Here is a 21,743-nt window from a genome sequence, read left to right as displayed (position 1 = left end):
CACACGAAGCACGGCCGGACACTCATTTACGAGTCACCGTGCACCGCAAAGCTAACACATACGAGACACCATGCCTCGTATACAGTGGCAGCATGGTGGATGGAAGCGGCCGCGGACGGCCCCGCAGTGAAAGCGCACGCGTCGCCGTGCTGCACGCCGTCGACGACCTGCTCGTCGAGGTCGGGTACGCGGCCATGACCATGAAGGGCATCGCCGAGCGGGCGGGCGTGGGCCGGCAGACCGTGTACCGCTGGTGGTCGAACAAGGCGGAGGTCCTCTACGAGGCCAGCGCCATCGACGCCCGGCTCGAACTGTCCGTGCCCGGCAGCGACGATCCGCGCAAGGACGTCGAGGCGTATCTCGACGCCCTGGTCGCTTTCCTGTCCCGCTCCGACGCAGGCGCGGCCTATCGCGCCCTCATGGGGGAGGCCCAGCACGACACGGATGTCGCCGCATTGCTCGCCTCTCGCGACATCCTCGGGGAAAGCGCCGCCGAGGTCGTGGAGGCGGCCCGCAAATCGAGCGGCACCACGCTCTCGCTCGAACAGGCAACCGCGCTTCTGATCGGCCCGCCCTTTTTCCACATTCTGTCCGGGCGCAGCGCGGACGGCATCGACACGGAACAGCTCGCGGAGCAGTTCATGCACATCCTGCGCCGACCGGGTACATGAGGCGCCGCCCGGGCGCCCCCGCGTACCGATGAAAAAGGAGAAGAGCCCGTCAGCGGAACTGACGGGCTCTTGCGAAATGCCGGGACTAACGGGACTGACCTGCCATCGGGTCAGATCGTCGGTGTGTCATCGACGACCTCCTTGTGCGGCTCGACCACGAACTTCCAGCCATCACTGGGCTCCAGGAACCGCACCCGGGTCGGGTAGATGTCCAGGGCCCGACGATCGCGGTTCTGGCTGTTGCTCTTCCGCCCCCGGGCCGGCTCCTCGAACAGGTCGACCTTGACATCCGGCACCTCGGCGACTTCCTCGCTCCAGCGCTGAACGATCCCCGCGCCGAAGGCGTCCCGCGCGGCGGCGTAGAGCGAATCGAGAGACTCCTTGGTCCCGTTGGGGACGAAGAGGGCGAGGTTCAGGAGGACGCCGGCACTCTGAAGAACCTCGATCTCCTCCCCCGTCTTGTCCGCAACCCAGATGCCGCGCTCCTCGTCATTGCCCGGGAGGACATGGATCTCCCGACCGAAGGCCGTCCTCGCGACGAAGGACCCTCCCTCGAAATCCTTACCCGGCTTCGTGAGGAAAGCCGGGGCGTAGCAGTCGAGAGGAAGGCCATCCATCTCTGCCGACACAAAGATTCCGTCCTGGAGACCAAGACCCGAAACCTCTTCGACCGTAAGACGTCGAGCCGTAACCTTCTCGGTATTCACGCCATTCCCCTTTTTTGCGACGCTCTGTGAATTCACTGAATTCTACCACGAGAATGGTCAACCAGCCCCCGTCAAGGCCATGTTGAGGCAGCAGGAGAACGCGGAGATGGAGAGCGCCGAGCTGGAGGACGGGGGCGCGAACTTTTGGGCAGCCGAGTCGGTCGCCGAGTGGAATGTGAACAGATTTCGACCGAATGGACTCCGATACGTACAGGCCGGACCTGCTCCTCGTTCGCGCGTGTGACCGCCCACGCCCGAAAAGCCGAGCGGCCGTGCCGGGAACACCCGGCACGGCCGAAAAGGTTGCACCCGATGGACCGGCGCGCGCTCGGACCACGACGTAATTTTCAGCAGGAGGACTGTTTTCATGACCGACCGACCCTTGACGCTCATGGCAGTGCACGCCCACCCCGACGACGAGGCCACCGGAACCGGAGGGGTCCTCGCGCAGTACGCGGCGGAAGGCATCCGCACGGTGCTCGTGACCTGTACCGACGGCGGCTGTGGTGACGGGCCGGGGGGTGTCAAGCCAGGCGAGCCCGGCCACGATCCGGCAGCCGTCGCCTCGATGCGCCGCCAGGAACTCGAGGCGAGCTGTGACGTACTGAAGATCAGCGATCTGGAGATGCTGGACTACGCCGACTCCGGGATGACGGGCTGGCCGAGCAACGACGCCCCCGGATCCTTCTGGCGGACCCCCGTGGAGGAGGGCGCCGCCCGGCTCGCGGAACTCATGCGGCACTACCGGCCCGATGTGGTCGTGACCTACGACGAGAACGGCTTCTACGGACACCCCGACCACATCCAGGCCCACCGCATCACGATGGCGGCGCTGGAAATGACCGAGCTGACACCGAAGGTGTACTGGACGACGATGCCCCGCTCGATGATGCAGCGGTTCGGCGAGACCATGCGCGAGTTCCACGAGGACATGCCGGAGCCGGATCCCGCAGAGGCCGCCGCGATGGCCGAGATCGGCCTCCCCGACGACGAGGTCACCACCTGGGTGGACACCACCCCGTTCAGCGGTCAGAAGTTCGACGCGCTGGCCGCGCACGCGAGTCAGGGCGAGAACATCTTCTTCCTCAGGATGGGCAAGGAGAGGTTCGCCGAGTTCATGGGCCTGGAGACCTTCGTACGCGTCAAGGACACCACCGGCGCGGCCGTCCCCGAGACCGATCTCTTCGCCGGACTGCGCTGAACCGCCGGACTGCGCCGACCGGCCGGGCCGCGCCGACCGGCGGCCGGGTCAGCCGGGCGCGGCGGCCGGCCCGGCCAGGGTGAACACCTCGTCCGCGCCCGGCACGAGGAGTACGACGACCCCACCGGACAGCGGCCCTGAAGCTGAAATGCGGCTGTCAGCGGTGGCCGCGCAGGCGGGCACGCAGCAGGTTGGGGTCGGTGGAGGTGTAGGCGGCGCTGAACACATACATCTCGTCGCCGCGCAGGGCGACAGAGGTGGGGCCCTGGAGCCCGTCGGCGGCGTCGAGGAGCGTGGCGCTGGTGCCGTCGGGGCGGATGCGTACCACCTGGTTGGGGCCGTTGAGCGCGGCGATGACCTGGTCGCCCCGGCCGGTGAAGGTGAAGTCGTCGATACCGACCAGGCCGGATGCCTTGACCTGCGGCTCTCCCGCGCGGTTTCCGGGGAGGAGCGGTATGCGCAGGAGGGTCCCCCGGTCGAGGTTGCTCACCCAGAGGGCTCCGTCGTGGACCTTCGCGCCATTGGCTCCGAGGAAGCCGGTCGAGGCGAGTTCGGGCGCGGTGGACCATGCGGTGGGTGCTCCACCGGTGAGGGGCACGGTCCACACGGTGCCGAGCACCGAGTCGGTGATGTAGAACTGCCGGCCGCGCTCGTCCATGGCCAGCCCGTTGGGCAGGCCGTCCGCCGGCAGTGCGGCGATACGTCGCGGGGCCTGCCCGGGGCGCACCCGCCACAGCCCGGTGAGGTCGGCCGTGCCGGTCGCGTAGAGCACGTACACCGTGCCGTCCGCGGTACGGACGATGCCGGTGGTCAGGGGGAAGCCGAGGACGGGCGCGCCGGCTTCGCCGTCGGCGGGTGCGGGGAGCGTCGCCAGGACGCGGATCGCCCCGTGCCGGTCGATCCTGGCCACCTGACGGGCTCCGGCGAACGTGACGTCTGCGGAACCGTCCGGCAGCAGGGCTACGTTCTCCGGCATCTGGCCTGCGTCCAGGTCGAAGTGGACGGCGATCCGTGCGTCGGTCAGCGGCCTGCCGGGCGCGGGCGTCGCGCCGGCCGGTGCGGCGGCGGTGAGGGATGCGGCTGCCATGAGTACGGCGGAGACGGCGGTCATGAGGGGTCGCTTGGACATGGTTGGTTCGTTCCTTTCCCGGTTTCGGCTTCGGTTTCGGTTTCGGTTTCGGGCATGCGGTGGCCACGGTGCGGCGGCTCGGGGTTGTCGTGCCGACGACCGGTGGACCAGCTCGTGTCAGTGAGTCAGCAGGTCAGCGGGCCAACGGGGCCAGCGGGTAGGCCGGTACGGTCCCCGGCGTGAGCGCCTGGGCGAGCAGCGTCAGTGCCGTCGCGGAAGGGGAGCCGGGGGCCGCCGTGGCCACCACCAGCGCCGGGCCGTCGCCCTGCGGGCTCTGGAGCGTCTGCTGGGTGACGGTCAGCGTCCCGACCAGAGGGTGGCGCATCTCGTAGTCGGCGGTGTCACAGGCCTGGATCCGGTGATCGGCCCACATCCTGGCGAACTCCGGGCTCTTCATGCTCAGTTCGCCGATCAGAGCGGCCAGCAGCGGATCGTTCGGATACCGGCCGGCGGTCAGACGCAGGTTGCCCACCACGGCCCTGGCCTTGGCCGGCCAGTCCGCGTACAGGTCGCGGGTGTGCGCGTCGAGGAACACCAGCCTCGCCATGTTCGGCCGCCGGCCCGGGTCTTCGGGCCCGCCACGGTCGAGATGCCCGGCGAACAGCGCGTGACCTTGGCCGTTCCAGCCCAGGACATCGCTGCGGCGGCCCAGGACGATCGCCGGTGTGCTCTCGATGGCCGCCAGCAGGACGCCGGTCGCCTCGGGCAGGTGTTCCGCCTGCGGTCTGCCCGCGGGTCCGCCCCTTCTCGGCGCACGGGCCAGGGCGTGCAGATGGGCGCGCTCGGAGTCGTCCAGCCGCAGGGCGCCGGCGATGGCGTCGAGCACCTCGGGGGAGGCGTTGCGTGACTGGCCCTGCTCCAGGCGGGCGTAGTAGGGGGCGCTGATGCCCGCGAGCATCGCGAGCTCCTCCCGCCGCAGCCCCGGTACGCGGCGCCGCTCATCGTAGGTCCGCAGTCCGACGTCCTCGGGCCGCAACTGGCCCCGGCGGGCCTGGAGGAAGTCGGCGAGTCGCCCGTGCTTGTCGTCCATGGCACCGAGTATGCGCACCTCGGCGGGTCCCCGCCTCACCCTGCCGGGGTGTGGATCCGCAGGGTCCCGCTCCGTCCGGGGCCCCGGCACCCGGAGCCTCCCGGGCGGCTCGTCAGAGGCGTTTCGCCACGTCGGATGCGGCCTGCTGCACCTCGGGGGCGAAGGCCCGCAGCTCCTCGGGGCCTATCAGGAAGGTGAGCGCGGAGACGGAGACGGCGCCCACCGGGTACCCCTCCGCGTCGAGCACCGGAGCCGCGAGCGAGCAGATCGAGTGCTCGTGCTCTTCGTAGTCGGTCGCGTAGCCGTCGGCGCGTGCCGACATCAGCCTCTTCTCCAGCGTGCGCCGGTCGGTCACCGTCCGCGCCGTCAGAGCGGTCAGTGCCGTGGCGTCCAGCAGAGCCGCGGATTCCTGCTCCGGCAGACGGGACAGCAGGGCCAGGCCTGCCGCGGTCCCGTGCAGGGGGAGCCGTGTGCCGACCTCGGTCGTGATGCGGTAGGCACGGTCGGGGTCGACCTTGTGCGTGTAGATCGCGTGGTCACCGTTGAGGACCGCGAGGTGAACGGTCTGGCCCAGCCGTTGCTGCAGGGTGCGCAGCACCGCCCCGATGCCGACGGAGTCCTCGGACAGCACGCGCGCGGCCATCGCCTGTAGCCGGATGCCGATGCCGTAGCGGCCTTCGCCCTCCGATGTGGCGTAGCCCTCCTCGATCAGTGTGCCGAGGATTCGATGGGCGCTCGCCTTGGAGACGCCCGAGCGCTCGCCGATCTCTCCGAGCCGATGCGGCGCGTCCGGATGTGCGAGCGCGTCCAGCACGCGCAGCGTCTTGGCTACGGAGTTGCCGGCTCCCCCCGCGACACGTGTCCCGGAAACTGCCTCGTCGGTATCCATTGTTTCTCCGGTTGCCTCTCAGCTAACGTCACTCGGGTCCGCCCTCCGGAACGACAATCTATCGTACGGAATGCGGGTGAGGGGTGCCCGGCCACTCGACGGGCCCTCACGTGCCAAGTGCAAGGTGGTTGTTCATGTCCGCATCCGACGATGAGCCCGAGCCGTACGACCTGGTGATCGGTGGTGGCCTCCTGGTCGATCCCCAGCAGTCCGAGCCCGTCGGCGGCGATGTCGCCGTACGCGACGGACGCATCGCGGCCGTTGTGCCCCCGGGCAGCGCCGACTCCCGCTGTGCCCGCTTCCTCGATGCCGGGGGACTGCTGGTCGCACCGGGACTCATCGACCTCCACACCCACATCTACGACGGCCGGACCGGCCTGGGCACGGGGGCCGACGCGGTCGGTCTCGCCTCGGGCGTCACCACCCTCGTGGACGCCGGCAGCGCCGGGTCCGACTCCTTCGCCCACTTCCGCGAGACCGTGGTCGCGAACAGCGCCACCCGCGTCCTGAGCTGGCTGAACATTTCGCGCCACGGCCTGACCCAGGGCACCAGGGAGCTCGCCGGGAGCGATGACATCCGGCATGCCGCGACGGTGCGCACGATCCTCGACAACCCGGGGACCATCCGCGGCGTGAAGGTGCGGATGAGCCGCTCGGTCCTGGGCGACAACGGCCTGGAGCCACTGCGCGCGGCCAAGCGGGTCACCGCCGAGATCGCCGCGAACACGGGCCGGGTCTTCCCCGTCATGGTGCATGTCGGCAACGCTCCCCCCGCGCTCGGCGATGTGCTCGACCTGCTCGAAGCGGGCGACATCGTCACCCACGCCTTCCACGGAAAGCCCGGCGGGCTCTTCCCGGCAGCCGCCGATGAGCCCATTCCACAGGCGTTCGCGGCGCTGGGACGCGGAGTCCACTTCGATGTCGGACACGGTAGTGCCAGCTTCGCCTTCGAAACCATGGAACGCGCACTCGCGGCCGGCATCAGGCCGCACACCATCAGCACCGACATCCACCGGGAGAACGCCGCGGGCCCGGTCCACAGCCTCACCACCACCATGACCAAACTGCTCACCGTGGGCCTCACGCTCAACGAGGCGGTACGAGCCACCACTTCGGCCGCGGCCGAGTCCATCGGCCTCGCCGGCGAACTGGGAGACCTCACGGCCGGCTCGGTCGCGGACCTCACCCTCCTGGACCGGGTCGAAGGCACTGTCGGCCTCGTGGACGCCGAAGGCAGGACACGTACGTCCGAGTCGCTGCTCGCACCGGCCTCCGTGGTACGGGCCGGCGTCGTCCACGACACCCGAAAGGCCGCGGCATGACCGGCACCCCCTTGGACTCCGCCCATCCGCGCCGGCTCCTCGCGCTGCTGGCCGAGGACACGCACATCTCCGCACTCGACGCAGCCGACGCGGAGGCGTTCCTCACCGTCGCCGGCCACTACGCGAACGACCGGGGCATCGTGCTGAACGACGTCCGGCGGCTGGCCCTGGCGGCGCATGGCCTCGCCTTCGTACGGCGGGTACGCGCCCACGAGTACCCGCCGGAGCTCGACCGGGCCCTCTACGACGAGGTCGGCGCTGAACTGTTCGCGGGGGTCAGGGAGTTGCTCGACGCCTACTGCGCCGGCCGCGCACACACCGTCAGCGACACCGAGGTGCTGCTCCTCACGCTGCACTTCGAAGCGGCCCTCCAAGAAGACGTGCCGGAGCCCGGTCGTAGCGTCTGAACGCACGCGGACAGCGGCCAACCGCCTAGCAGACAGGAAAGAACACCATGTCAGACACTGTGAAGATCGTCATCGGCAATCGGCTCGGCAAGGGCCAGGCCGTCGCCGAAGGTATTCGGAAGGCCGGACTCGAACCGGTACTGATACCGGGGCCAGGCGCCGACATGAAGGTCGGTGACGTCATGGCATCGGAGGGTGCTGTGCTCGGCCTCAGCTTCTGCGGCAGCGGCGGCGCCGGTGCGGTGACCGCCAAGGCGAAGTACGGGCACAGCATCGAATTCGGCATGCGCACCGCGGAAGCCGGCGTCACCGCTGTCCAGCAGGGCAAGAGGGTCCTCGGATTCGGCTTCATCGACACCGAGGAGCTCGGCTTCAAAATCGCACAGGCGCTGCTGCGCGAGCTCGATCCCGAGAAGGGCGAAGCCTCATGAACACCGTGGAACAGACGCTGCGGCTGACGGGTACCGGGCCCACGAAGGAGCGGGCCTTCGGCGCCGCGATGCGCCAGGTGCAGTCCGCGGCGACCGGTGAGGGCAGCGGTGTCACCTTCCGGGTCGAGCCCCTGTCCCTCGATGTGCTGTCGGCCGCCGAACACCGCAGGACCGAGCGCTTCCTCGGCATCCTGTTCGCCAGGACGCGGGTCCACTTCGAGATCACCGTACGGGTGCGGGTGCGTATCACCTCGCTCGACCTCGACAGCGTCGACTTCGCCGTACGTGAGGAAAAGCTGACCGCCACGCAGCACCTGCTGCAGATGAGGTAAGCCACCCCGCTCCTCCCCTCTCCCCCTCTTCTCTCTCCTCCTCTTCTCTCTCCCCCGGCCGCGTCGGCGCGGCGGGATCACGGTCCGCTCCGCCACTCTCGGACCGCGATCCCGCCGCGCCGAGGCCTCGCCATGCCTCAAACCCTCATTCGAGGACTCCCACGTCCCTCTGAAGTGGACCCATCCATGAACGAAACACTCACCGTTCTGCTGGAGTCGATCGTCATCGGGGCGCTCGTCGGCTTCGGCGCCGGCGCCGGCGTCGCCCGCATGTTCCACGCCCCCAAAGCCCAGGGCATGGGCGCATTCCGTACCCTCGGCGAGCTCAACGCCTGCGAGAACGACCCGATCGCGCACTTCTCCTTCGGGTTCGGCTTCTTCTTCAACGCCTGGGCCAGCACCGTCGGAGCGGGTGCGCTCTCCGGTGACGTGGACCACCGGATCCTGCCGCACTGGGCGGCCTCGGTCTCCATGATCAAGAACCGCAACCTCGCCGAGACGCTGCACAACCCGCGCCGCATGGCCTTCACCGGCGCCGGCGTCGGCATCGTCCTGATCTCCGTACTCAACACCACAGCGGCGGCCATTCCGCACTCGTTGCAGAGCGTCGCCGCCGATGTGCTCGGACCCGCGTCCGAGTGGCTGCTCAGCCCGGTGATGCCGGTCATCTTCTGGATGGCCGCGATCGACGCGGGCCGGCGTACCGGGGGATGGGGCACGGTCCTCGGCGGCCTCGCCCACATCGTGATGGGCAACGCCGTCCCCGGCATCGTGCTCGGCATCGTCGTCGGCAAGGGGCTGGACGACATGGGCTGGAACCGCGTCACCAAGAGCCTGGTCACCGCGGTCGTCCTGCTCTTCCTGGTCAGTTCCTTCCTGCGGGGCGTCGACATGCAGCTGCTCCAGGAAATGAAGATCACCGTTCCCGGCTGGCTGCACGACCTGCACGAGACGACCGGCACAGCCGGACAGTGACGGAGGCAATGACATGAGCACCACGGACATCGGCGTCGACGACGCCACCGGGGCCGGCGGGAAAGGCCGGCACCCCAAGCCATGGGAAGGCGGATTCTGGCTCTCCGAGAAGGCCTTTCCCCTCTTCGTCGCCGCCCTCGCATCCGGCATCTTCGCCGGGACCCACCTCTACTACACGTACCAGACCGGTGTGTTCAACGAGGTCGCGGTGGTCGCGCTCCTCAAGGGCGGCATGGAGAACGGAAGTTACGGCGCCGCCGCGGCCTTCGGCGCGGGGTTCCTCTTCGCCAGGATCATCGAGGCCCCGATGGTCGGCATCCTCGACATCGGCGGCTCGCTACAGACCGGCGTCGGCATCGGCATCCCCGCCATGCTGCTGGCCGGCGGGGTCACCGCGCCGCTCGAACACTTCTGGGTCGCCCTGCCGACCGGTGCCGTCATCGGCCTGGGCATCGGCTGGCTGGTCCTGCTGATCCGCAGGGCCACCGTCAACTCGGCGGAGGCCGGATCGACCTTCGGCGCCGACGTGATGATGGGCGCGGGCAACGCGGCCGGACGCTATCTGGGTCCCCTCGTCATTCTCGCCGCCGCGTCCGCTTCGATCCCCGTCGGTCTCGGATCGACCATCGGCGCCATCCTCTTCTACTGGTGGAAGAAGCCACTGACCGGCGGCGCCATCCTCGGCGCGATGGCCGCCGGGATCTTCTTCCCGCTCCCGGGCAAGTGATCCGCCCCCTACGGCCTGCCCCCTTCGCCCTGCCCCGTCACCACGACATCCCGCACGGCGGGACACCACGACACACGCGAGACGTGAGACACGAGGAGAACCCTCCCATGGGTGTGTACGAGGAACTCGGGCTACGGCCCGCCATCAACGCCAGCGGCAAGATGACCGCGCTGGGCGGCAGCGTCTTGGACGACGCCGTCGTGGCGGCGATGGGCGAAGCCGCCCGCAGCCATGTGGTCATGGAGGACCTGCTGCGCGTCGCGGGCAAGGTCATCGCGGAGGCCACCGGCGCGGAGGACGGCTGCCCCACCACGGGAGCCGCTTCGGGCATCGCCATAGCCGTCGCCGCGGTGATCGCGGGCTCGGACCCGGTCCGGGTCGGGATGCTGCCCGACGCGGGGGGACGCCCGTCCGAAGTGCTGCTGCTGAAGGGGCACTCCGTCAACTTCGGAGCGTCGGTACGCCAGATGATCGCGCTCGGCGGCGGTCGCGCGACCGAGGTCGGTTCGGTGAACAAGGTGAGCGCCGCCCATCTGGAAGGCTCCATCACCGAGCGCACCGCGGCGCTGCTGTTCGTCCAGTCGCACCACACCGTGCACAAGGGACAGATTCCCCTCGGCGAGATGATCGCGATCGGAAAGCGGCACGGCATCCCGGTCATCGTCGACGCCGCGGCCGAGGACGACCTGCGCCACTGGCCGGCCACCGGCGCCGACCTGGTGGTCTACAGCGGGGGCAAGGCGATCGGCGGACCGACCTCCGGGATCGTCTGCGGCGCTCACGCGCTGATCGAGTCGTGCCGCGCCCAGTACGAAGGCATCGCCCGGCCGATGAAGGTCGGCAAGGAGACCGTGCTCGGACTGCTGCAAGCCCTGCGGCAGTACGGCAGCGAGCAGGACGGCGACGGTGGACTGGACCGGATGACCCGGCTCGCCCACCGGCTCGGGAGCCTGCCCGGCATCACCGGGACGGTGGAACAGGACGAGGCAGGACGCCACATCCACCGTGCCGTGCTGACCGTCGACCCCTCCGGAGCGGGACTTGACGCACAGGGACTCGCGCGTGAGCTGGCGGCGGGCGAACCCCCGGTCTTCCTGCGTGACCACCAGGCCGGCACCGGCCGCCTGGCCGTCGACCCCCGCCCCCTCACCGAGGAGGAGGAGGAGCAGTTGGTGCACCGGTTCACCTCGATACTCGGCCGCGCCTGAAGCCCGCCCCGCGCCCCACCGAGTGCTCATGAACATGTACGACCTCAAGGAGCAGGACATTTCTACCGTAGAACGCCGACTCGTCGTGACCGAGAAAGCCGGACTGCACGCCCGCCCCGCAGCGCTCTTCGCGCAGACCGCAGCGCGGTACGAGGCCGAGGTGACCGTGGCGCGTACCGCGGCTGCTGCCGGACCCACGCCCGACCCCGGCCGGGAGGTGTCCGCGCGCAGTGTCCTGTCGCTGATGACCCTCAACATCCGGTGCGGCGACGAGATCATCATCCGGGCCCGTGGCGCGGACGGCCCCGATGTCGTCGACGCCCTCGCAGCCATCGCCGCCCCCGCCTGAAACGGATCCGTATGTCCCTGCCTGTGCCCACCTCATCGACTCCCGCCGTGCACGAGGTCGTCGAGCATCTGCGGGAGGCCCGCGTCGTGCCGACGGTGCGGGCCGGCGACGCGGACGCCGCCGACGCGCTCGCCCGTCAGCTCCTGGCCGCGGGCCTCACCACCTTCGAGTTCACCGCCACCACACCGGGCTGGCAGGAGCTGGTCGCCGGGTGGACCTCCGACCACCCGGAGGCCGTGGTCGGCCTCGGGACCGTCACATCGACGGACATCGCCGAGCAGGCGCTGACCGCCGGAGCCCGCTTCCTGGTCAGCCCGTTCCAGGTGCCCGATGTGCGGCCCGTCGCCGACGCCGCGGACCGGCTCTTCGTCGAAGGGGGACTGACACCCTCCGAGCTGCGTACCTCGGCGAACCGCGGAGTGGCCAAGCTCTTCCCCGCGCACATCGGCGGGATCCAGTACCTCACGTCACTGCTGGCCGTACTCCCCGGCGCACGCATCATGGCTACCGGCGGGGTGACGGTGGACAACGCCGTCGACTGGCTGGCGGCCGGCGCCTTCACGGCCAGCATCGGCAGTGACCTCTACCGGGGCGGCGACATCGGGGCCAACGTCGCGCGGCTGCGCGCGCTCCTCGACGGGAAGGAGGACTGACCCGCGCTCACCGCACGGGGAAGCCGAAGGAGTAGCCCTGCTCCTTCAGCCAGGGCAGCACCTCGCGCAGAGCGGCCACGGTCTGGGAGCGGTCCCCTCCCGCGTCGTGGAAGAGGACGGTCGGGCCGTTGGAGATCTCGCTCTTGACGGTGGCGACCATGGTGTCCACGCCGGGAAGCTCGAAGTCCTTGGAATCGACGTTCCAGCCCAGCGGCCGCATCCCGTGGGACGCGGCGAGCTTCCGGCTGTACGGGGTGAACGCACCACCGGGGGCACGGTAGTACTGCGGCCGGACGCCTCCGGAGGCCTCGGTGATCATGCGTTCGGCGTCCAGGATCTGCTGGGACTGGTACGCCTCGGACTTGCCGTCCATGGCGGTGTCGTGCGAGATCGTGTGGTCGCACAGCCGGTGTCCGGCCGCCACGACCTGCTTGACCAGGTCGGGGTGCGCCTTGGCCTGCGGGCCCACCATGCAGAAGGTGGCCTTCACACCGTTGTCCTTCAGCACTTGCAGCACCTTCGGCGTCCAGACCGGGTCGGGCCCGTCGTCGATGGTGATGTTGACTCCACGGTCGCCCTTGTCCGAGGCGTGCGCGATGTCCACCGCCACCTTCCGGACCTGCTGCGCCGTGGCACTCGCCTGCGGGCGTCCTCCGGAGGAGTCGGCCTGCGCGGTCCACACCGAGGTGGCGGCGGCCAGCGCCGTCACCCCGAGACCCGCCGCGAGAAGCTTGGTGTGCAATCCCCTTCCCTTGTGCCGTGCCATGTCCGCCCACCCCTTTGCCGCCTACGCCGATGCCGTGCCCCCATCAAGCCACACGAACGCCCTGACCAGGTGCCTCTGTTACCGATCTCGGACGAACCCGCAGGAGGCCGACGACAAACGCAGGAGTACCGCGACAGCCCGGCCCTCCCAGGACGTGCACCGCCGCCCTGCCGGGCCGGTTACGGGCGGACGGCCGTTACAGTGGCCGCCGGAAAGGCGGGGGCGAGACCGCCGCGAGGATGTGTCACTGTGTGCCTCAGCAACGCGTTACCGTCGGCGGGCCGCTGCGAGCATGTCAAGCTGTGTACCGGCTGTGCAGTGGCCAGCTCTTGAAGCAATTGAACGTTCGAACTGCCCGTCTCGGGCAGTTCTTATGATCCAGTGGGGAAATTGTGGCACACAAGGGACGTATCGTGTTCGCGGCTGCTCTGGCAGCCACGATGGGGCTCGGGCTCTCGGCCTGCGACAGCGGCGACGACGAGGCGGACGCGAAGGCCTCACCGACGGCCTCGGCCTCCGCGTCGACCTCGTCCGAGCCGACCAGCGAGAGCCCGGACAGCGGCGACGACGGCGGCACACCTGTCGACGGCGACGTCACCGCTCCGGGCACCGAACTCAAGGTCGGCGACAAGGCCGTCCTGCCGTTCGAGTACACGAGCAAGAAGAAGGGCACCATCGCCGTGACGGTCACGGCGATCGAGAAGGGCGCCGAGTCCGACATGGAGGCCTTCGGCGACAAGGCCAAGGGCATGACGCCGTACTACATCAAGATGAAGGTGGAGAACGTCGGCGGCACCGACCTGTCGTACGCGTCACTGAAGCTGGACGGCGTGCTGGAGGGCGGCAGCAGCACGGGCATCGTCCTGATCGGCGGCCTCCCGGACAAGTGCAAGAACGAGACCGCGCCCCGCGACTTCACCACCAAGGGCGCGTCGTACGAGACCTGCTCGCTCACCGCGACGAAGACCGACCCCGTCACCGCTGCGTCGTTCGACGAGGGCGACGCGTACAGCGACAGCCCGGTCGTCTGGACCAACTGACCAGCAGGGCGTTCTTCCGAACGTAGCTCCACCGCTCACATCGACGGCCCGTCCGGCAGGGGTGATTCCCGGCCGGGCGGGCCGTTCCGCATGCGCGACCACGAACACCGGGCATTGCGCAAAGAGTTGAAAACTCTTGCAGAACTCTTGACGCGTACACGTCGAGAGCGGCAGGCTCCGAGCGGTATCGCAGCACCCGCAAAGGAATAACCGCTTCTTACGCAGGTCTCGCTCAGGGATGGCGCGTTCCTCGACGGCACTGCGCAGCAGGAAGGACTCATCCTCATGCGTACGCCCGCAACACCGCACCGGAACACCCGGGTCCGCCCCCGCACCGCCGCACTGGCCCTCGCGGCGGGCTGCCTCGGCGCCGCCGTCCTCGCCCCGGGGCACGCGAGCGCCGTGGACCCCGCGGCGACGGCCTCGGCGGCCCCGAGCTCGTACTACGCGACCAACCCGGACGGCCAGGTCGGAGCGGCCACGGCCATCACCGTCGACGGCGACGCCACCGAGTGGACGGACGACCTGATCGTCGCCCAGGGCGTGGCCAACGACGATCCGCGGATCTTCCGCGGCAGCCACGAGGGACCGGTCTACGACCTGTACTCGCTCTCCGCCGCCTGGGACGAACAAAACCTCTACCTGATGTGGCAGTTCACCAATGTCACGGACGTGTCCGACCCCGCCCAGGGATATCCGACAAGCGACAACGGCAAGCCGTACAACGGCGACATCCCCCTCTCCATCGCCCTGGACGTGGACCCGGCGACGGGCAGCGACGGAATCGTCGAGGCCGACGCCCCTGAAGGCGTCTGGGGCATACGCGACTCGTTCGACAACGCCGAGGTCGACCATCTGGCCATGTTCTCCAGCAAGCCGGGCGTGGGGCAGCCCGCGCTGTTCAGCCTGAACACCGACGGCGCCTTCGACCACGAACCGGCCAACAATCTCCCCTTCGAGGAGGGCGGCATCACCTACGCCTACGCCGACGGCCTGGTCGCTCCCGAGGTGATCGGCATCAACGACACGGGCAACGCGGGTTACGTACCCGCCGACCTGGAGGACGAGGACCTGTACGAGGACCTCCTCACGGAGGACCACGACCCCGAGCAGGACACGACGTACGAGATCGGCATCCCGCTGGAGGCGCTGGGAATCACCCAGGACACCCTGGAGAGCCAGGGCCTGGGCGTCATGCTCATCTCGACGTTCGGCCAGTCCGCCATCGGCTCGCTCCCCCAGGACCCGGCGGTGCTCGACAACGCGACCGATCCGTACAGCGCGGACACCTCCACCTCGGCGGAGAAGGAGGACTACGACGTCTTCACCGAGCCGTTCGCCAGGGTGGGCCACGCGGCCGGCTGACCGCACCTCCTGACGGGCCCGTGGGATGCCCCGCCCGGCATCCCACCGGCCCGTTCGGCGCCGGCCCGGTTAGGGTGACCCGCGGAACAGCGGGGAGGCCGCGCGATCGGCGGGAGGTGGCACGTGGGGGCAGTCGATCCCCCGGCGATACGGGTGCCGGTCGGGGAGGACTCCCACCTGTGGACCAGCAGGTCGACCCGCCGCAGGGTGCTGCTGGTGGCGCACAACGTCACCTCCGCCGGACGGCTGCTGGATGTTCTGCCGCTGTTCCACGACGACTTCCGCGTACAGCTGCTCGTGACCTCGACCGGGTCGTCCGCCTTCAGCGCGGGACTCGGCAAGCTGTTCGCCGAGCTGGAGCTGCCCGTACTCCCTTGGAGTCAGGCCAGGGAATTGCCGGTCGACCTTGCGGTGTCGGCCAGCTTCGGGGGTCAACTCAACATGATCCAGGGCAAATTGGTTGTTCTGTCTCATGGTGTTGGATACACTAAGAAGCTAGCCACGCCGGGAGCCGGGAGCCGGGAGCCGGGAGCCGGGAGCCGGGAGCCGGGAGCCGGGAGCCGGGAGCCGGGAGCCGGGAGCCGGGAGCCGGGAGCCGGGAGCCGACCTTCGGCCTTTCGCCGGAGTGGCTGCTGGCCGATGGCGAACCCTTCGTGGACGCGCTCGTGCTGTCCCACCCGGAGCAGCTCGAACGCCTGCGCCGCGCGTGCCCCGAGGCCGAGAAGGCCGCGGTGCTCGCCGGGGATCCCTGCTTCGACCGCATGCTGGCCGCGCGTCGCCATCGTGAACGGTTCCGTCGCGCCCTGGGCGTACGCCGTGGCCAGCGGCTCGTCGTCCTCAACTCCACCTGGAACCCGGAGGGTTTCTTCGGCAACAGCGGTGACCAGGACGACGTCCTGCCCAGCCTGCTCCCCCGTCTCCCCGCCGAACTGCCCGCCGACGACTACCGGTTCGCAGCCGTCCTGCACCCCAACATCTGGTACGGGCACGGGCCGGGGCAGATCCGTGCGTGGCTGGACCGGGCGCGGCGCAGCGGGCTGATCCTGATCGATCCCGTGCATGCCTGGCGGCAGGCGCTGCTGGCCGCCGACCTCGTCCTGGGGGACTTCGGCGCGGTCTCCTACTACGCCGCGGCCCTGGGCCTGCCCGTGATGCTGGCGTCCGCCGTGCGGGACAGGCTGGATCCCGAGGCCCCGCTGGCCTCCTTCGTGCGGGACGCGCCCCGGCTCGACCCGCACGGCCCGCTGCGGGAGCAGGTGGAGCGGGCCCTGGCCGACCACCGTCCCCTCGCCGGGCCCGCCGAGTTCACCACCTCGGCCCCGGGCGCTTCGGCGGCGCTGCTGCGGCAGTGCTTCTACACGCTGATGGACCTCCCTGAGCCCGCGTCGGCCGCCCTCCTGGAGCCTCTGCCCCTGCCGGCCTACGCTCCCCCGCGGCATACGGCCCCGCTGCATGTGCGCACCCGCGTCCAGGGGATGGAGATCGTGATCGAACGCTCCACGGAGCACCCGTACGGCACCGGGGGCGCCGCGCACCTCTCCGTGCACGAAGACACCTTGGACCCGGGCAGCCTGGAGTCCGCCGATGTGATCGTGCAGGAGGGCCGGGAGGACGATCCGCGCCTGGGCGGGCCGGCGGTGTGGAGCGCGGAGGTGCTGCACCGCTATCCGCACTGTGCGGTCGCCGCGTATGTGACCGGGCCGGACACATGCACCGTCCGCACCCGGCAGCACGGTGTGTTCCGGCTGTCGGCAGAGCCGGGAGCGGACGCGGACCCGGCGGCGTACGCCTCGTGCCTGGCGGCGTGGCTGCGTGCCGGCGGCCGGGTGCCCGCCTCAGGGGTCACGCTCCGGACGCGCACCGCAGGTGGCGTGCATCCGGTGGCGGTGGTCCCGGCGCTATCCGGCGACCTCGCAGCGCAGCCGTAGAGCGGCGAGATACCCGAGGTGCGGGGTCGCGGCAGGGGTGAGCAGGCGTTCGGCCTCCGCGATCCGCCTCAGCGCCTCGGGGTTCCGGCCCGCGTCGTGCAGCGTCTCGGCCAGGTCCGTGAGCGCGCGGGCCTGGTTGTACGCCTCGCCCCGCTCGTCGAAGAAGCCCGTCACGTCCTCCAGCAGGCGCTGCGCCGTGTCGAGCCGGCCCATGCCGCGCAGGGCCCGCCCCTGGTGACGCCGGGACAGGGCGTAGGCGCGCGGCAGGTCGTCGAAGCCCTCCTGGCCCGCGGCGATGCGGCCGTAGATGCGCTCCGCCTCGACGAAGCGCTCGTACGCCGGTTCGTACAGCCAACGGTGCAGGCTCAGCAGCCCCCGCAGTTCCACGGATGAGGCCTCGCCACGCAGATGGCCGGCCTCGCGCTCGGCGTTCGCGGCCGCGGCCGCCTCCCTGTCCGCCTCCTCCCCGAGGCCGATCTCGCCCAGGCAGTGCCCCAGCTGGAAGTGCAGTGCGCCCGCGATCCTGGACCCCGGCCGGTGCTCGTCGGCGCAGCGGGCAGCGACACGGAGCGCGGGCAGCACCTCGTCCCAGTGGCCCGCCTTGAGCTGAAGGGGCCAGAGGGCACGTGCCAGGCGCAGCGCGGTGTCGATGTGCTGGTACTCCCGGGCGACGGACACGGCCCGCACCAGGTTGCCCGCATCGGCCACCAGCGCGGCCACGCCCTCCGCCTCGTCGCGGTACGTCTGCCCCTGGTCGGGCGCCGGTTCGGTCCGCCAGCTCTGGGGCAGGGCGGCGTGCGCCGCGTGCAGTGCGCGGTTCAGCAGGCCGTCGAGCGTCCTGGCGACCGCCGCTGAGCATTCGGGGATCCCCAGCTCGGGGCCCGCCGTGTCCGCCAGATACCGGCGGACCTCGGGCCGGAACCGGTAGCGGTCGTCGGGAAGGGGCTCCAGCAGCTGGGCATCGGCGGCTTCGGCCAGCATGCGCGCGGCCTCGTCCTCGGTGACGCCTGCGGCAGCCGATGCGAGAGGGGCGGATACGGACGGCCAGCCGCCGAGCGCCGTCAGCCGGCAGAGCCGCGCCGTCGCCGCCTGGACGCGGTCACACGCGGTCCGGGCCACGGCACGTACCGGATGGCTCTCCGGTGCCTCCGCGCCCGGGTCGGGGTGGGCCGGCTCCTCCTCGTCGGCCAGCAGCCGCAGCGCCGTGGCCCTCAGCGCGAAGGCGTTGCCCGCGCAGTGGGCCAGCGCCTGCGGGATCTGCGCCTTGGCCCGGGTGACGGTCTCCCGGCCCGCGACCTTCCTCATCATCTCCAGCGAGTCCCGCCGCGGCAGCGGGGGCACGGCGACGGCCTCCGACTCCAGCAGGACGGGCGGGCCGGACACGACCACCAGCAGGAAGACCTCCGGCGTGGCGGGGACGAGGCGGCGGACCTGCGCCACCGAGGACACATGGTCGATCACCACCAACGCACGGCGGCCTCGGGTGAGCCGCCGGTAGAGCTCCTCGCGGCCCGCCTCGGTCGGCGGGATCCGGTCGGGCGCGACGCCCATCCGCCGGAGCAGGCGCAGCAGCACGGCGGCCGGAGCCGGGCCGAGTTCGCCGGAGTCCTCGCGGAGGTCGACGTAGAACTGTCCGTCGGGGAACAGGTCGTGGCAGGCGGCACCCAGGTGGAGCGCCACCGCTGTGGTGCCGATCCCCGGAGCGCCGTGGAGCAGCGCGACGCGTGGCCGTCCCGCGGCCGGGCGGGTCGCCTCCCGCCTCAGCCGCTTGACGACATCCTTGCGGTCGGTGAAGTGCCGGGAGGCGGGCGGAAGTCCGACTCCGGGAGCGGGGTCCGTCGCGCTCTCCGGAAGGCTCCGCAGGAGCGTCGCCCACTCGCCCGCCTGCCGCCTGTCGTCGCCCAGGCGGGCGTGCACATGGCCGGCGAGCGCCTCCCAGTCCTCCCTGGTCGCCGGCAGCGGCGTCTCCCGCCCTGTGGTCCTTCTCGCCAGCGCGCCGGTCGACAACAGCAGTCGCTTGCCCATCTCGCCGGCCGCGCCGTCGCCCACCGCCGTGAGGAATGCGGTCAGCGCGCTCAGCGCCACGATCTCCAGCATGGTCGGCCCTCCCCTGGTCCCCGATCCGCCACTGGCCGGACTGTATCGCCGTGGCCACGGCCCGAGGGAACATTCCGCGCGCGTCAACTCGGCTACGTGGCTCGCCAGATGGGGGTCGGGTCAGGCGCGGGGCATGATTCCGGCCATACTCGGAGGTCGCCTCATTCCGGCCGATTTCGGCCCGGTCCGCGGCGTTTTCCGCCCGGCCGGGGCGTCGGCCGCGCAGAGTGGTCCGTATGACGACACCCGTAGAGCTGCTCCGCTCCCTCGCCCGCACCCGCGCCTCGCTCGACGGCGACGAGGTCACGTACTGGTGGTCGGGCGATGTGTACTCCTGGGCCCCTGACGAGCCCTACCAGCGGATCTTCGGCTTCGAAGGGCTCAATGTCGCCCGTCTCGTCCAGGACGCCGAGGCCGGCCCCGACGCGTACCAACTGCTCACCCGTGAGGCCGCGTTCTACCTGGACCCCACCACCCGGGAGATCCTGGAGAGCTGGCAGGACCTGCCGGTGGTGCACATCTGGAACGACCCGGCGAACCAGAAGTGGCGCCCCTTCCCCGTCCCGACGACCGAACTCGGCGGGCAGGTCTGTTTCAGCCTGGAGATCCCGCTCGCCTACCCCTCGCCGCTGCCGGTCGCCGAGTACCCCGTCCACTCCGCGGGGGACACCTACAAGGCTCTGGAGCTCTTCCAGTTCTTCGCGGACCGCACCGACCTGGCCGGCCCCGCCCCCAGCGTCCCCGCCACCATGTCGTGGACCCGGATGTCCCCGTGGCTCCCCTGGATGGCCCGCGGCCGACGGCCCGGCGGCCTCACCTTCCACTGCAGGGGCCGCAAACTCGGCTCGTACGCCGAGGTCCCCGAGCGCACCCGCGCCTACATCGCCGACCACCACCCGGAGTTCGCCCACGCCCCGGAAAAGTGGAGCGAACCGAACGAGACCAGCTGGACGTACTTCCGCAAGCTCCATCCGCCGCAGCAGCCCTGAGGACCGGCCATTATTGACCGATCGTTCTGGATGAACGTAGGGTCCGTCTCGTGGCCAGGACCAAGGAATTCGATCCGGAAGCGGCGTTGCAGGCAGCCCTTGAGCTGTTCTGGCGTCGCGGCTACGAAGCGACGTCGATGGCCGACCTCGTGGAGCACCTCGGCATCGGCCGCGCCAGCATCTACGCCACCTTCGGGAACAAGCACGAGCTGTATCTGAAGGCCGTGGACCGCTATTCGGAGGGCCGCGATCCGCTCCTCCTGGCCGAGCTGTCCCAGCCGGGCCCCGCACTCCCGGCGGTGCGCGCGGTCGTACGCCGCTTCGCCTCGGAGGCCACCTCCCCGGGCGGGGGACCGATCGGTTGCCTGATCACCAACACCGCGTCCGAGCTGGCTCCGCACGACCCCGACGCGGCCCGTCGGGTCGAGGTCAGCTGGGAGCACATCGAGACCCTGCTGCACTCCGCACTCGTACGGGCGCAGGCCCAGGGCGAGTTGCCCGAGTCCCGCGATCCGCGCGCGCTGGCGCGCATGCTGCTCGTCCTGCTGCAGGGCGTGAGGGTCGTCGGGAAGGCGTCGAGCGACACCGCCAGGGTGCGGGACGCCGCGGAGCAGGCGCTGACCCTGCTGGACTGAGCCACCGGAGCCGGGGGCCTCCTTCCGCACATCCCGATAGTGGAACGATCGTTCAATTATCTCACCGCTCAAAGGAGACCCGTCGAAATGGACCGCTTCACCGGCAAGGCCGTGCTCGTCACCGGCGCAGGCTCCGGACTCGGGCGCGCGATCGCGCTCGCCTTCGCCGCCGAGGGCGCATCCGTGGTCGTCGCGGGACGTACAGCGGCGACCCTGCACGAGACGGTCGCCCGCATCGAGGCGGCCGGCGGCACCGCAGTGGCCGTCACCGCCGATGTCACCGACTCCGGGCAGCTCGGGGCGCTCGTGGACGCGACGGTCGCCCGCTTCGGCGCACTCGACATCGCGGTCAACAACGCCGGGATATTCCGGGGCGGCGGCCTTCCGGTCGGGGAGGTGAGCGAGGAGGACTGGGACACCGTCCTGCGGACCAATCTCACGGGCGTGTGGCTGGCGATGAAACACGAGATCGCGCACATGAAGGAGAACGGCGGCGGGGCCGTCGTCAACATCTCCTCCAACCTGGGCGCACATCTGCGCGTCCCGAACTCCGCCACGTACATCACCTCGAAGGCCGCGGTGTCCGCACTGACCCGCGCCGCCGCCCTCGACCACATCCACCAGGGCATCCGCATCAACGCGGTCAGCCCCGGCGCCTCCGCGGCTCCCATGTCGCTCCGCCCGGGGGAGACCGAGGCCGGGCGTACGGAGCGGATGAAGTCGGAGAACCCGCTCGGCCGGGTCGCGGAGGCCGAGGAGGTGGCTGCCGCCGTGCTCTACCTGGCCTCGCCGGCGGCCGGTGCGGTGGTGGGTACCGACCTGGTCGTGGACAGCGGGGCATCGGCCTGACGGCCCGCGCCTTTCGCCGCATCGGCGTAGCGCGCGGCGAGTT

At 70.4% G+C, this 21,743-nt stretch carries 23 protein-coding genes; 17 read left to right on the top strand and 6 right to left on the bottom strand.

The features are described from left to right. The first annotated feature begins 92 nt into the window (after positions 1-92). Positions 93-671 (top strand): TetR/AcrR family transcriptional regulator, encoded by a 579-nt coding sequence (locus OG623_RS18140; RefSeq protein WP_406147724.1) that lies wholly within the window; start codon positions 93-95, stop codon positions 669-671. A 110-nt stretch (positions 672-781) separates the two neighbouring features. On the opposite strand, the gene OG623_RS18135 is transcribed toward OG623_RS18140, so the two are convergent. Next, positions 782-1,378 carry a hypothetical protein gene (locus OG623_RS18135; protein WP_406147723.1) on the bottom strand — a complete coding sequence of 199 codons (597 nt, stop codon included), beginning with the start codon at positions 1,376-1,378 and terminating at the stop codon, positions 782-784. 367 nt (positions 1,379-1,745) lie between these two features. Here OG623_RS18135 and OG623_RS18130 point away from each other — a divergent pair, with 367 nt between their 5' ends. Next, the gene (locus OG623_RS18130) at positions 1,746-2,579 is read left to right on the top strand and encodes a PIG-L family deacetylase (RefSeq protein WP_406147721.1); all 834 of its coding nucleotides are present in this window, start codon (positions 1,746-1,748) and stop codon (positions 2,577-2,579) included. Between the two features lie 157 nt (positions 2,580-2,736). Here OG623_RS18130 and OG623_RS18125 read toward each other — a convergent pair whose 3' ends face one another. The 3 genes from OG623_RS18125 to OG623_RS18115 all read right to left on the bottom strand — a co-directional run bounded on the left by OG623_RS18125 (position 2,737) and on the right by OG623_RS18115 (position 5,627). Next, a complete protein-coding gene (locus tag OG623_RS18125; protein ID WP_406147720.1) occupies positions 2,737-3,708 on the bottom strand; it encodes a hypothetical protein in 972 nt (323 codons plus the stop codon). A 133-nt stretch (positions 3,709-3,841) separates the two neighbouring features. After that, positions 3,842-4,738, bottom strand: coding sequence for a helix-turn-helix domain-containing protein (locus tag OG623_RS18120; protein ID WP_406147719.1), 897 nt, complete (start codon positions 4,736-4,738; stop codon positions 3,842-3,844). A gap of 112 nt (positions 4,739-4,850) precedes the next feature. Next, positions 4,851-5,627, bottom strand: coding sequence for an IclR family transcriptional regulator (locus OG623_RS18115; RefSeq protein WP_406147718.1), 777 nt, complete (start codon positions 5,625-5,627; stop codon positions 4,851-4,853). Between the two features lie 134 nt (positions 5,628-5,761). Here OG623_RS18115 and OG623_RS18110 point away from each other — a divergent pair, with 134 nt between their 5' ends. The 9 genes from OG623_RS18110 to OG623_RS18070 all read left to right on the top strand — a co-directional run bounded on the left by OG623_RS18110 (position 5,762) and on the right by OG623_RS18070 (position 12,031). Next, entirely contained in the window at positions 5,762-6,949 is a 1,188-nt protein-coding gene (locus OG623_RS18110) for an amidohydrolase/deacetylase family metallohydrolase (RefSeq protein WP_406147716.1), read from the top strand. Continuing rightward, the gene (locus tag OG623_RS18105; RefSeq protein WP_406147715.1) at positions 6,946-7,356 is read left to right on the top strand and encodes a hypothetical protein; all 411 of its coding nucleotides are present in this window, start codon (positions 6,946-6,948) and stop codon (positions 7,354-7,356) included. Before OG623_RS18110 ends, OG623_RS18105 begins: the two co-directional genes overlap by 4 nt. Before the next feature lie 47 nt (positions 7,357-7,403). Then, entirely contained in the window at positions 7,404-7,787 is a 384-nt protein-coding gene (locus OG623_RS18100; RefSeq protein ID WP_406147713.1) for an SFCGS family glycine-rich protein, read from the top strand. Further along, a complete protein-coding gene (locus OG623_RS18095; RefSeq protein WP_406147711.1) occupies positions 7,784-8,119 on the top strand; it encodes a DUF4312 family protein in 336 nt (111 codons plus the stop codon). Before OG623_RS18100 ends, OG623_RS18095 begins: the two co-directional genes overlap by 4 nt. A 186-nt stretch (positions 8,120-8,305) precedes the next feature. Beyond that, entirely contained in the window at positions 8,306-9,094 is a 789-nt protein-coding gene (locus OG623_RS18090) for a DUF4311 domain-containing protein (protein WP_406147710.1), read from the top strand. Positions 9,095-9,107: 13 nt separating this feature from the next. Beyond that, the gene (locus tag OG623_RS18085; RefSeq protein ID WP_406147709.1) at positions 9,108-9,821 is read left to right on the top strand and encodes a DUF4310 family protein; all 714 of its coding nucleotides are present in this window, start codon (positions 9,108-9,110) and stop codon (positions 9,819-9,821) included. A gap of 107 nt (positions 9,822-9,928) precedes the next feature. Further along, complete coding sequence (locus OG623_RS18080) at positions 9,929-11,029, top strand: DgaE family pyridoxal phosphate-dependent ammonia lyase (RefSeq protein WP_406147707.1); 1,101 nt, start codon at positions 9,929-9,931, stop codon at positions 11,027-11,029. 28 nt (positions 11,030-11,057) lie between these two features. Next, positions 11,058-11,378, top strand: coding sequence for an HPr family phosphocarrier protein (locus OG623_RS18075; RefSeq protein WP_406147705.1), 321 nt, complete (start codon positions 11,058-11,060; stop codon positions 11,376-11,378). Positions 11,379-11,389: 11 nt separating this feature from the next. Continuing rightward, a complete protein-coding gene (locus tag OG623_RS18070) occupies positions 11,390-12,031 on the top strand; it encodes a bifunctional 4-hydroxy-2-oxoglutarate aldolase/2-dehydro-3-deoxy-phosphogluconate aldolase (protein WP_406147704.1) in 642 nt (213 codons plus the stop codon). Positions 12,032-12,038: 7 nt separating this feature from the next. On the opposite strand, the gene OG623_RS18065 is transcribed toward OG623_RS18070, so the two are convergent. After that, on the bottom strand, positions 12,039-12,797 hold the full coding sequence (locus tag OG623_RS18065) for a polysaccharide deacetylase family protein (protein WP_406147702.1): 759 nt from the start codon (positions 12,795-12,797) through the stop codon (positions 12,039-12,041). Positions 12,798-13,189: 392 nt separating this feature from the next. Between OG623_RS18065 and OG623_RS18060 the strand changes: the two genes are divergently transcribed. The 3 genes from OG623_RS18060 (at position 13,190) to OG623_RS18050 (ending at position 17,130) form a co-directional block, all read left to right on the top strand. Next, on the top strand, positions 13,190-13,837 hold the full coding sequence (locus OG623_RS18060) for a hypothetical protein (protein WP_406147700.1): 648 nt from the start codon (positions 13,190-13,192) through the stop codon (positions 13,835-13,837). A gap of 285 nt (positions 13,838-14,122) precedes the next feature. Next, a complete protein-coding gene (locus OG623_RS18055; protein ID WP_406147699.1) occupies positions 14,123-15,202 on the top strand; it encodes a hypothetical protein in 1,080 nt (359 codons plus the stop codon). A gap of 653 nt (positions 15,203-15,855) precedes the next feature. Beyond that, positions 15,856-17,130, top strand: a complete 1,275-nt coding sequence (locus tag OG623_RS18050; RefSeq protein ID WP_406147697.1) for a hypothetical protein — start codon at positions 15,856-15,858, stop codon at positions 17,128-17,130. Here the strand turns inward: OG623_RS18050 and OG623_RS18045 are convergent. Further along, positions 17,101-19,227 carry an ATP-binding protein gene (locus OG623_RS18045; protein ID WP_406147695.1) on the bottom strand — a complete coding sequence of 709 codons (2,127 nt, stop codon included), beginning with the start codon at positions 19,225-19,227 and terminating at the stop codon, positions 17,101-17,103. The genes OG623_RS18050 and OG623_RS18045 overlap by 30 nt on opposite strands. Before the next feature lie 236 nt (positions 19,228-19,463). On the opposite strand from OG623_RS18045, the gene OG623_RS18040 reads away from it, so the two are divergent. The 3 genes from OG623_RS18040 to OG623_RS18030 all read left to right on the top strand — a co-directional run bounded on the left by OG623_RS18040 (position 19,464) and on the right by OG623_RS18030 (position 21,700). Further along, complete coding sequence (locus OG623_RS18040; RefSeq protein WP_406147693.1) at positions 19,464-20,216, top strand: DUF1838 family protein; 753 nt, start codon at positions 19,464-19,466, stop codon at positions 20,214-20,216. A 50-nt stretch (positions 20,217-20,266) separates the two neighbouring features. Continuing rightward, the gene (locus OG623_RS18035; protein ID WP_406147692.1) at positions 20,267-20,851 is read left to right on the top strand and encodes a TetR/AcrR family transcriptional regulator; all 585 of its coding nucleotides are present in this window, start codon (positions 20,267-20,269) and stop codon (positions 20,849-20,851) included. Positions 20,852-20,938: 87 nt separating this feature from the next. Next, complete coding sequence (locus OG623_RS18030) at positions 20,939-21,700, top strand: SDR family NAD(P)-dependent oxidoreductase (protein ID WP_406147690.1); 762 nt, start codon at positions 20,939-20,941, stop codon at positions 21,698-21,700. The last annotated feature ends 43 nt before the right edge of the window (positions 21,701-21,743 follow it).

Origin of the sequence: Streptomyces sp. NBC_01012 (assembly GCF_045162755.1) — a bacterium.
Lineage (GTDB): Bacteria > Actinomycetota > Actinomycetes > Streptomycetales > Streptomycetaceae > Streptomyces.
Note: the sequence above shows the minus strand (reverse complement) of the source record. Positions and strands in the feature narration are given on the sequence as shown.

Coding starts and splice junctions, on each gene's coding strand:
- OG623_RS18140 (WP_406147724.1), top strand. CDS start 93: ATGGTGGATGGAAGCGGCCGCGGACGGCCCCGCAGTGAAAGCGCACGC.
- OG623_RS18130 (WP_406147721.1), top strand. CDS start 1,746: ATGACCGACCGACCCTTGACGCTCATGGCAGTGCACGCCCACCCCGAC.
- OG623_RS18125 (WP_406147720.1), bottom strand. CDS start 3,708: ATGTCCAAGCGACCCCTCATGACCGCCGTCTCCGCCGTACTCATGGCA.
- OG623_RS18120 (WP_406147719.1), bottom strand. CDS start 4,738: ATGGACGACAAGCACGGGCGACTCGCCGACTTCCTCCAGGCCCGCCGG.
- OG623_RS18115 (WP_406147718.1), bottom strand. CDS start 5,627: ATGGATACCGACGAGGCAGTTTCCGGGACACGTGTCGCGGGGGGAGCC.
- OG623_RS18110 (WP_406147716.1), top strand. CDS start 5,762: ATGTCCGCATCCGACGATGAGCCCGAGCCGTACGACCTGGTGATCGGT.
- OG623_RS18105 (WP_406147715.1), top strand. CDS start 6,946: ATGACCGGCACCCCCTTGGACTCCGCCCATCCGCGCCGGCTCCTCGCG.
- OG623_RS18100 (WP_406147713.1), top strand. CDS start 7,404: ATGTCAGACACTGTGAAGATCGTCATCGGCAATCGGCTCGGCAAGGGC.
- OG623_RS18095 (WP_406147711.1), top strand. CDS start 7,784: ATGAACACCGTGGAACAGACGCTGCGGCTGACGGGTACCGGGCCCACG.
- OG623_RS18090 (WP_406147710.1), top strand. CDS start 8,306: ATGAACGAAACACTCACCGTTCTGCTGGAGTCGATCGTCATCGGGGCG.
- OG623_RS18085 (WP_406147709.1), top strand. CDS start 9,108: ATGAGCACCACGGACATCGGCGTCGACGACGCCACCGGGGCCGGCGGG.
- OG623_RS18080 (WP_406147707.1), top strand. CDS start 9,929: ATGGGTGTGTACGAGGAACTCGGGCTACGGCCCGCCATCAACGCCAGC.
- OG623_RS18075 (WP_406147705.1), top strand. CDS start 11,058: ATGAACATGTACGACCTCAAGGAGCAGGACATTTCTACCGTAGAACGC.
- OG623_RS18070 (WP_406147704.1), top strand. CDS start 11,390: ATGTCCCTGCCTGTGCCCACCTCATCGACTCCCGCCGTGCACGAGGTC.
- OG623_RS18065 (WP_406147702.1), bottom strand. CDS start 12,797: ATGGCACGGCACAAGGGAAGGGGATTGCACACCAAGCTTCTCGCGGCG.
- OG623_RS18055 (WP_406147699.1), top strand. CDS start 14,123: ATGCGTACGCCCGCAACACCGCACCGGAACACCCGGGTCCGCCCCCGC.
- OG623_RS18045 (WP_406147695.1), bottom strand. CDS start 19,227: ATGCTGGAGATCGTGGCGCTGAGCGCGCTGACCGCATTCCTCACGGCG.
- OG623_RS18040 (WP_406147693.1), top strand. CDS start 19,464: ATGACGACACCCGTAGAGCTGCTCCGCTCCCTCGCCCGCACCCGCGCC.
- OG623_RS18030 (WP_406147690.1), top strand. CDS start 20,939: ATGGACCGCTTCACCGGCAAGGCCGTGCTCGTCACCGGCGCAGGCTCC.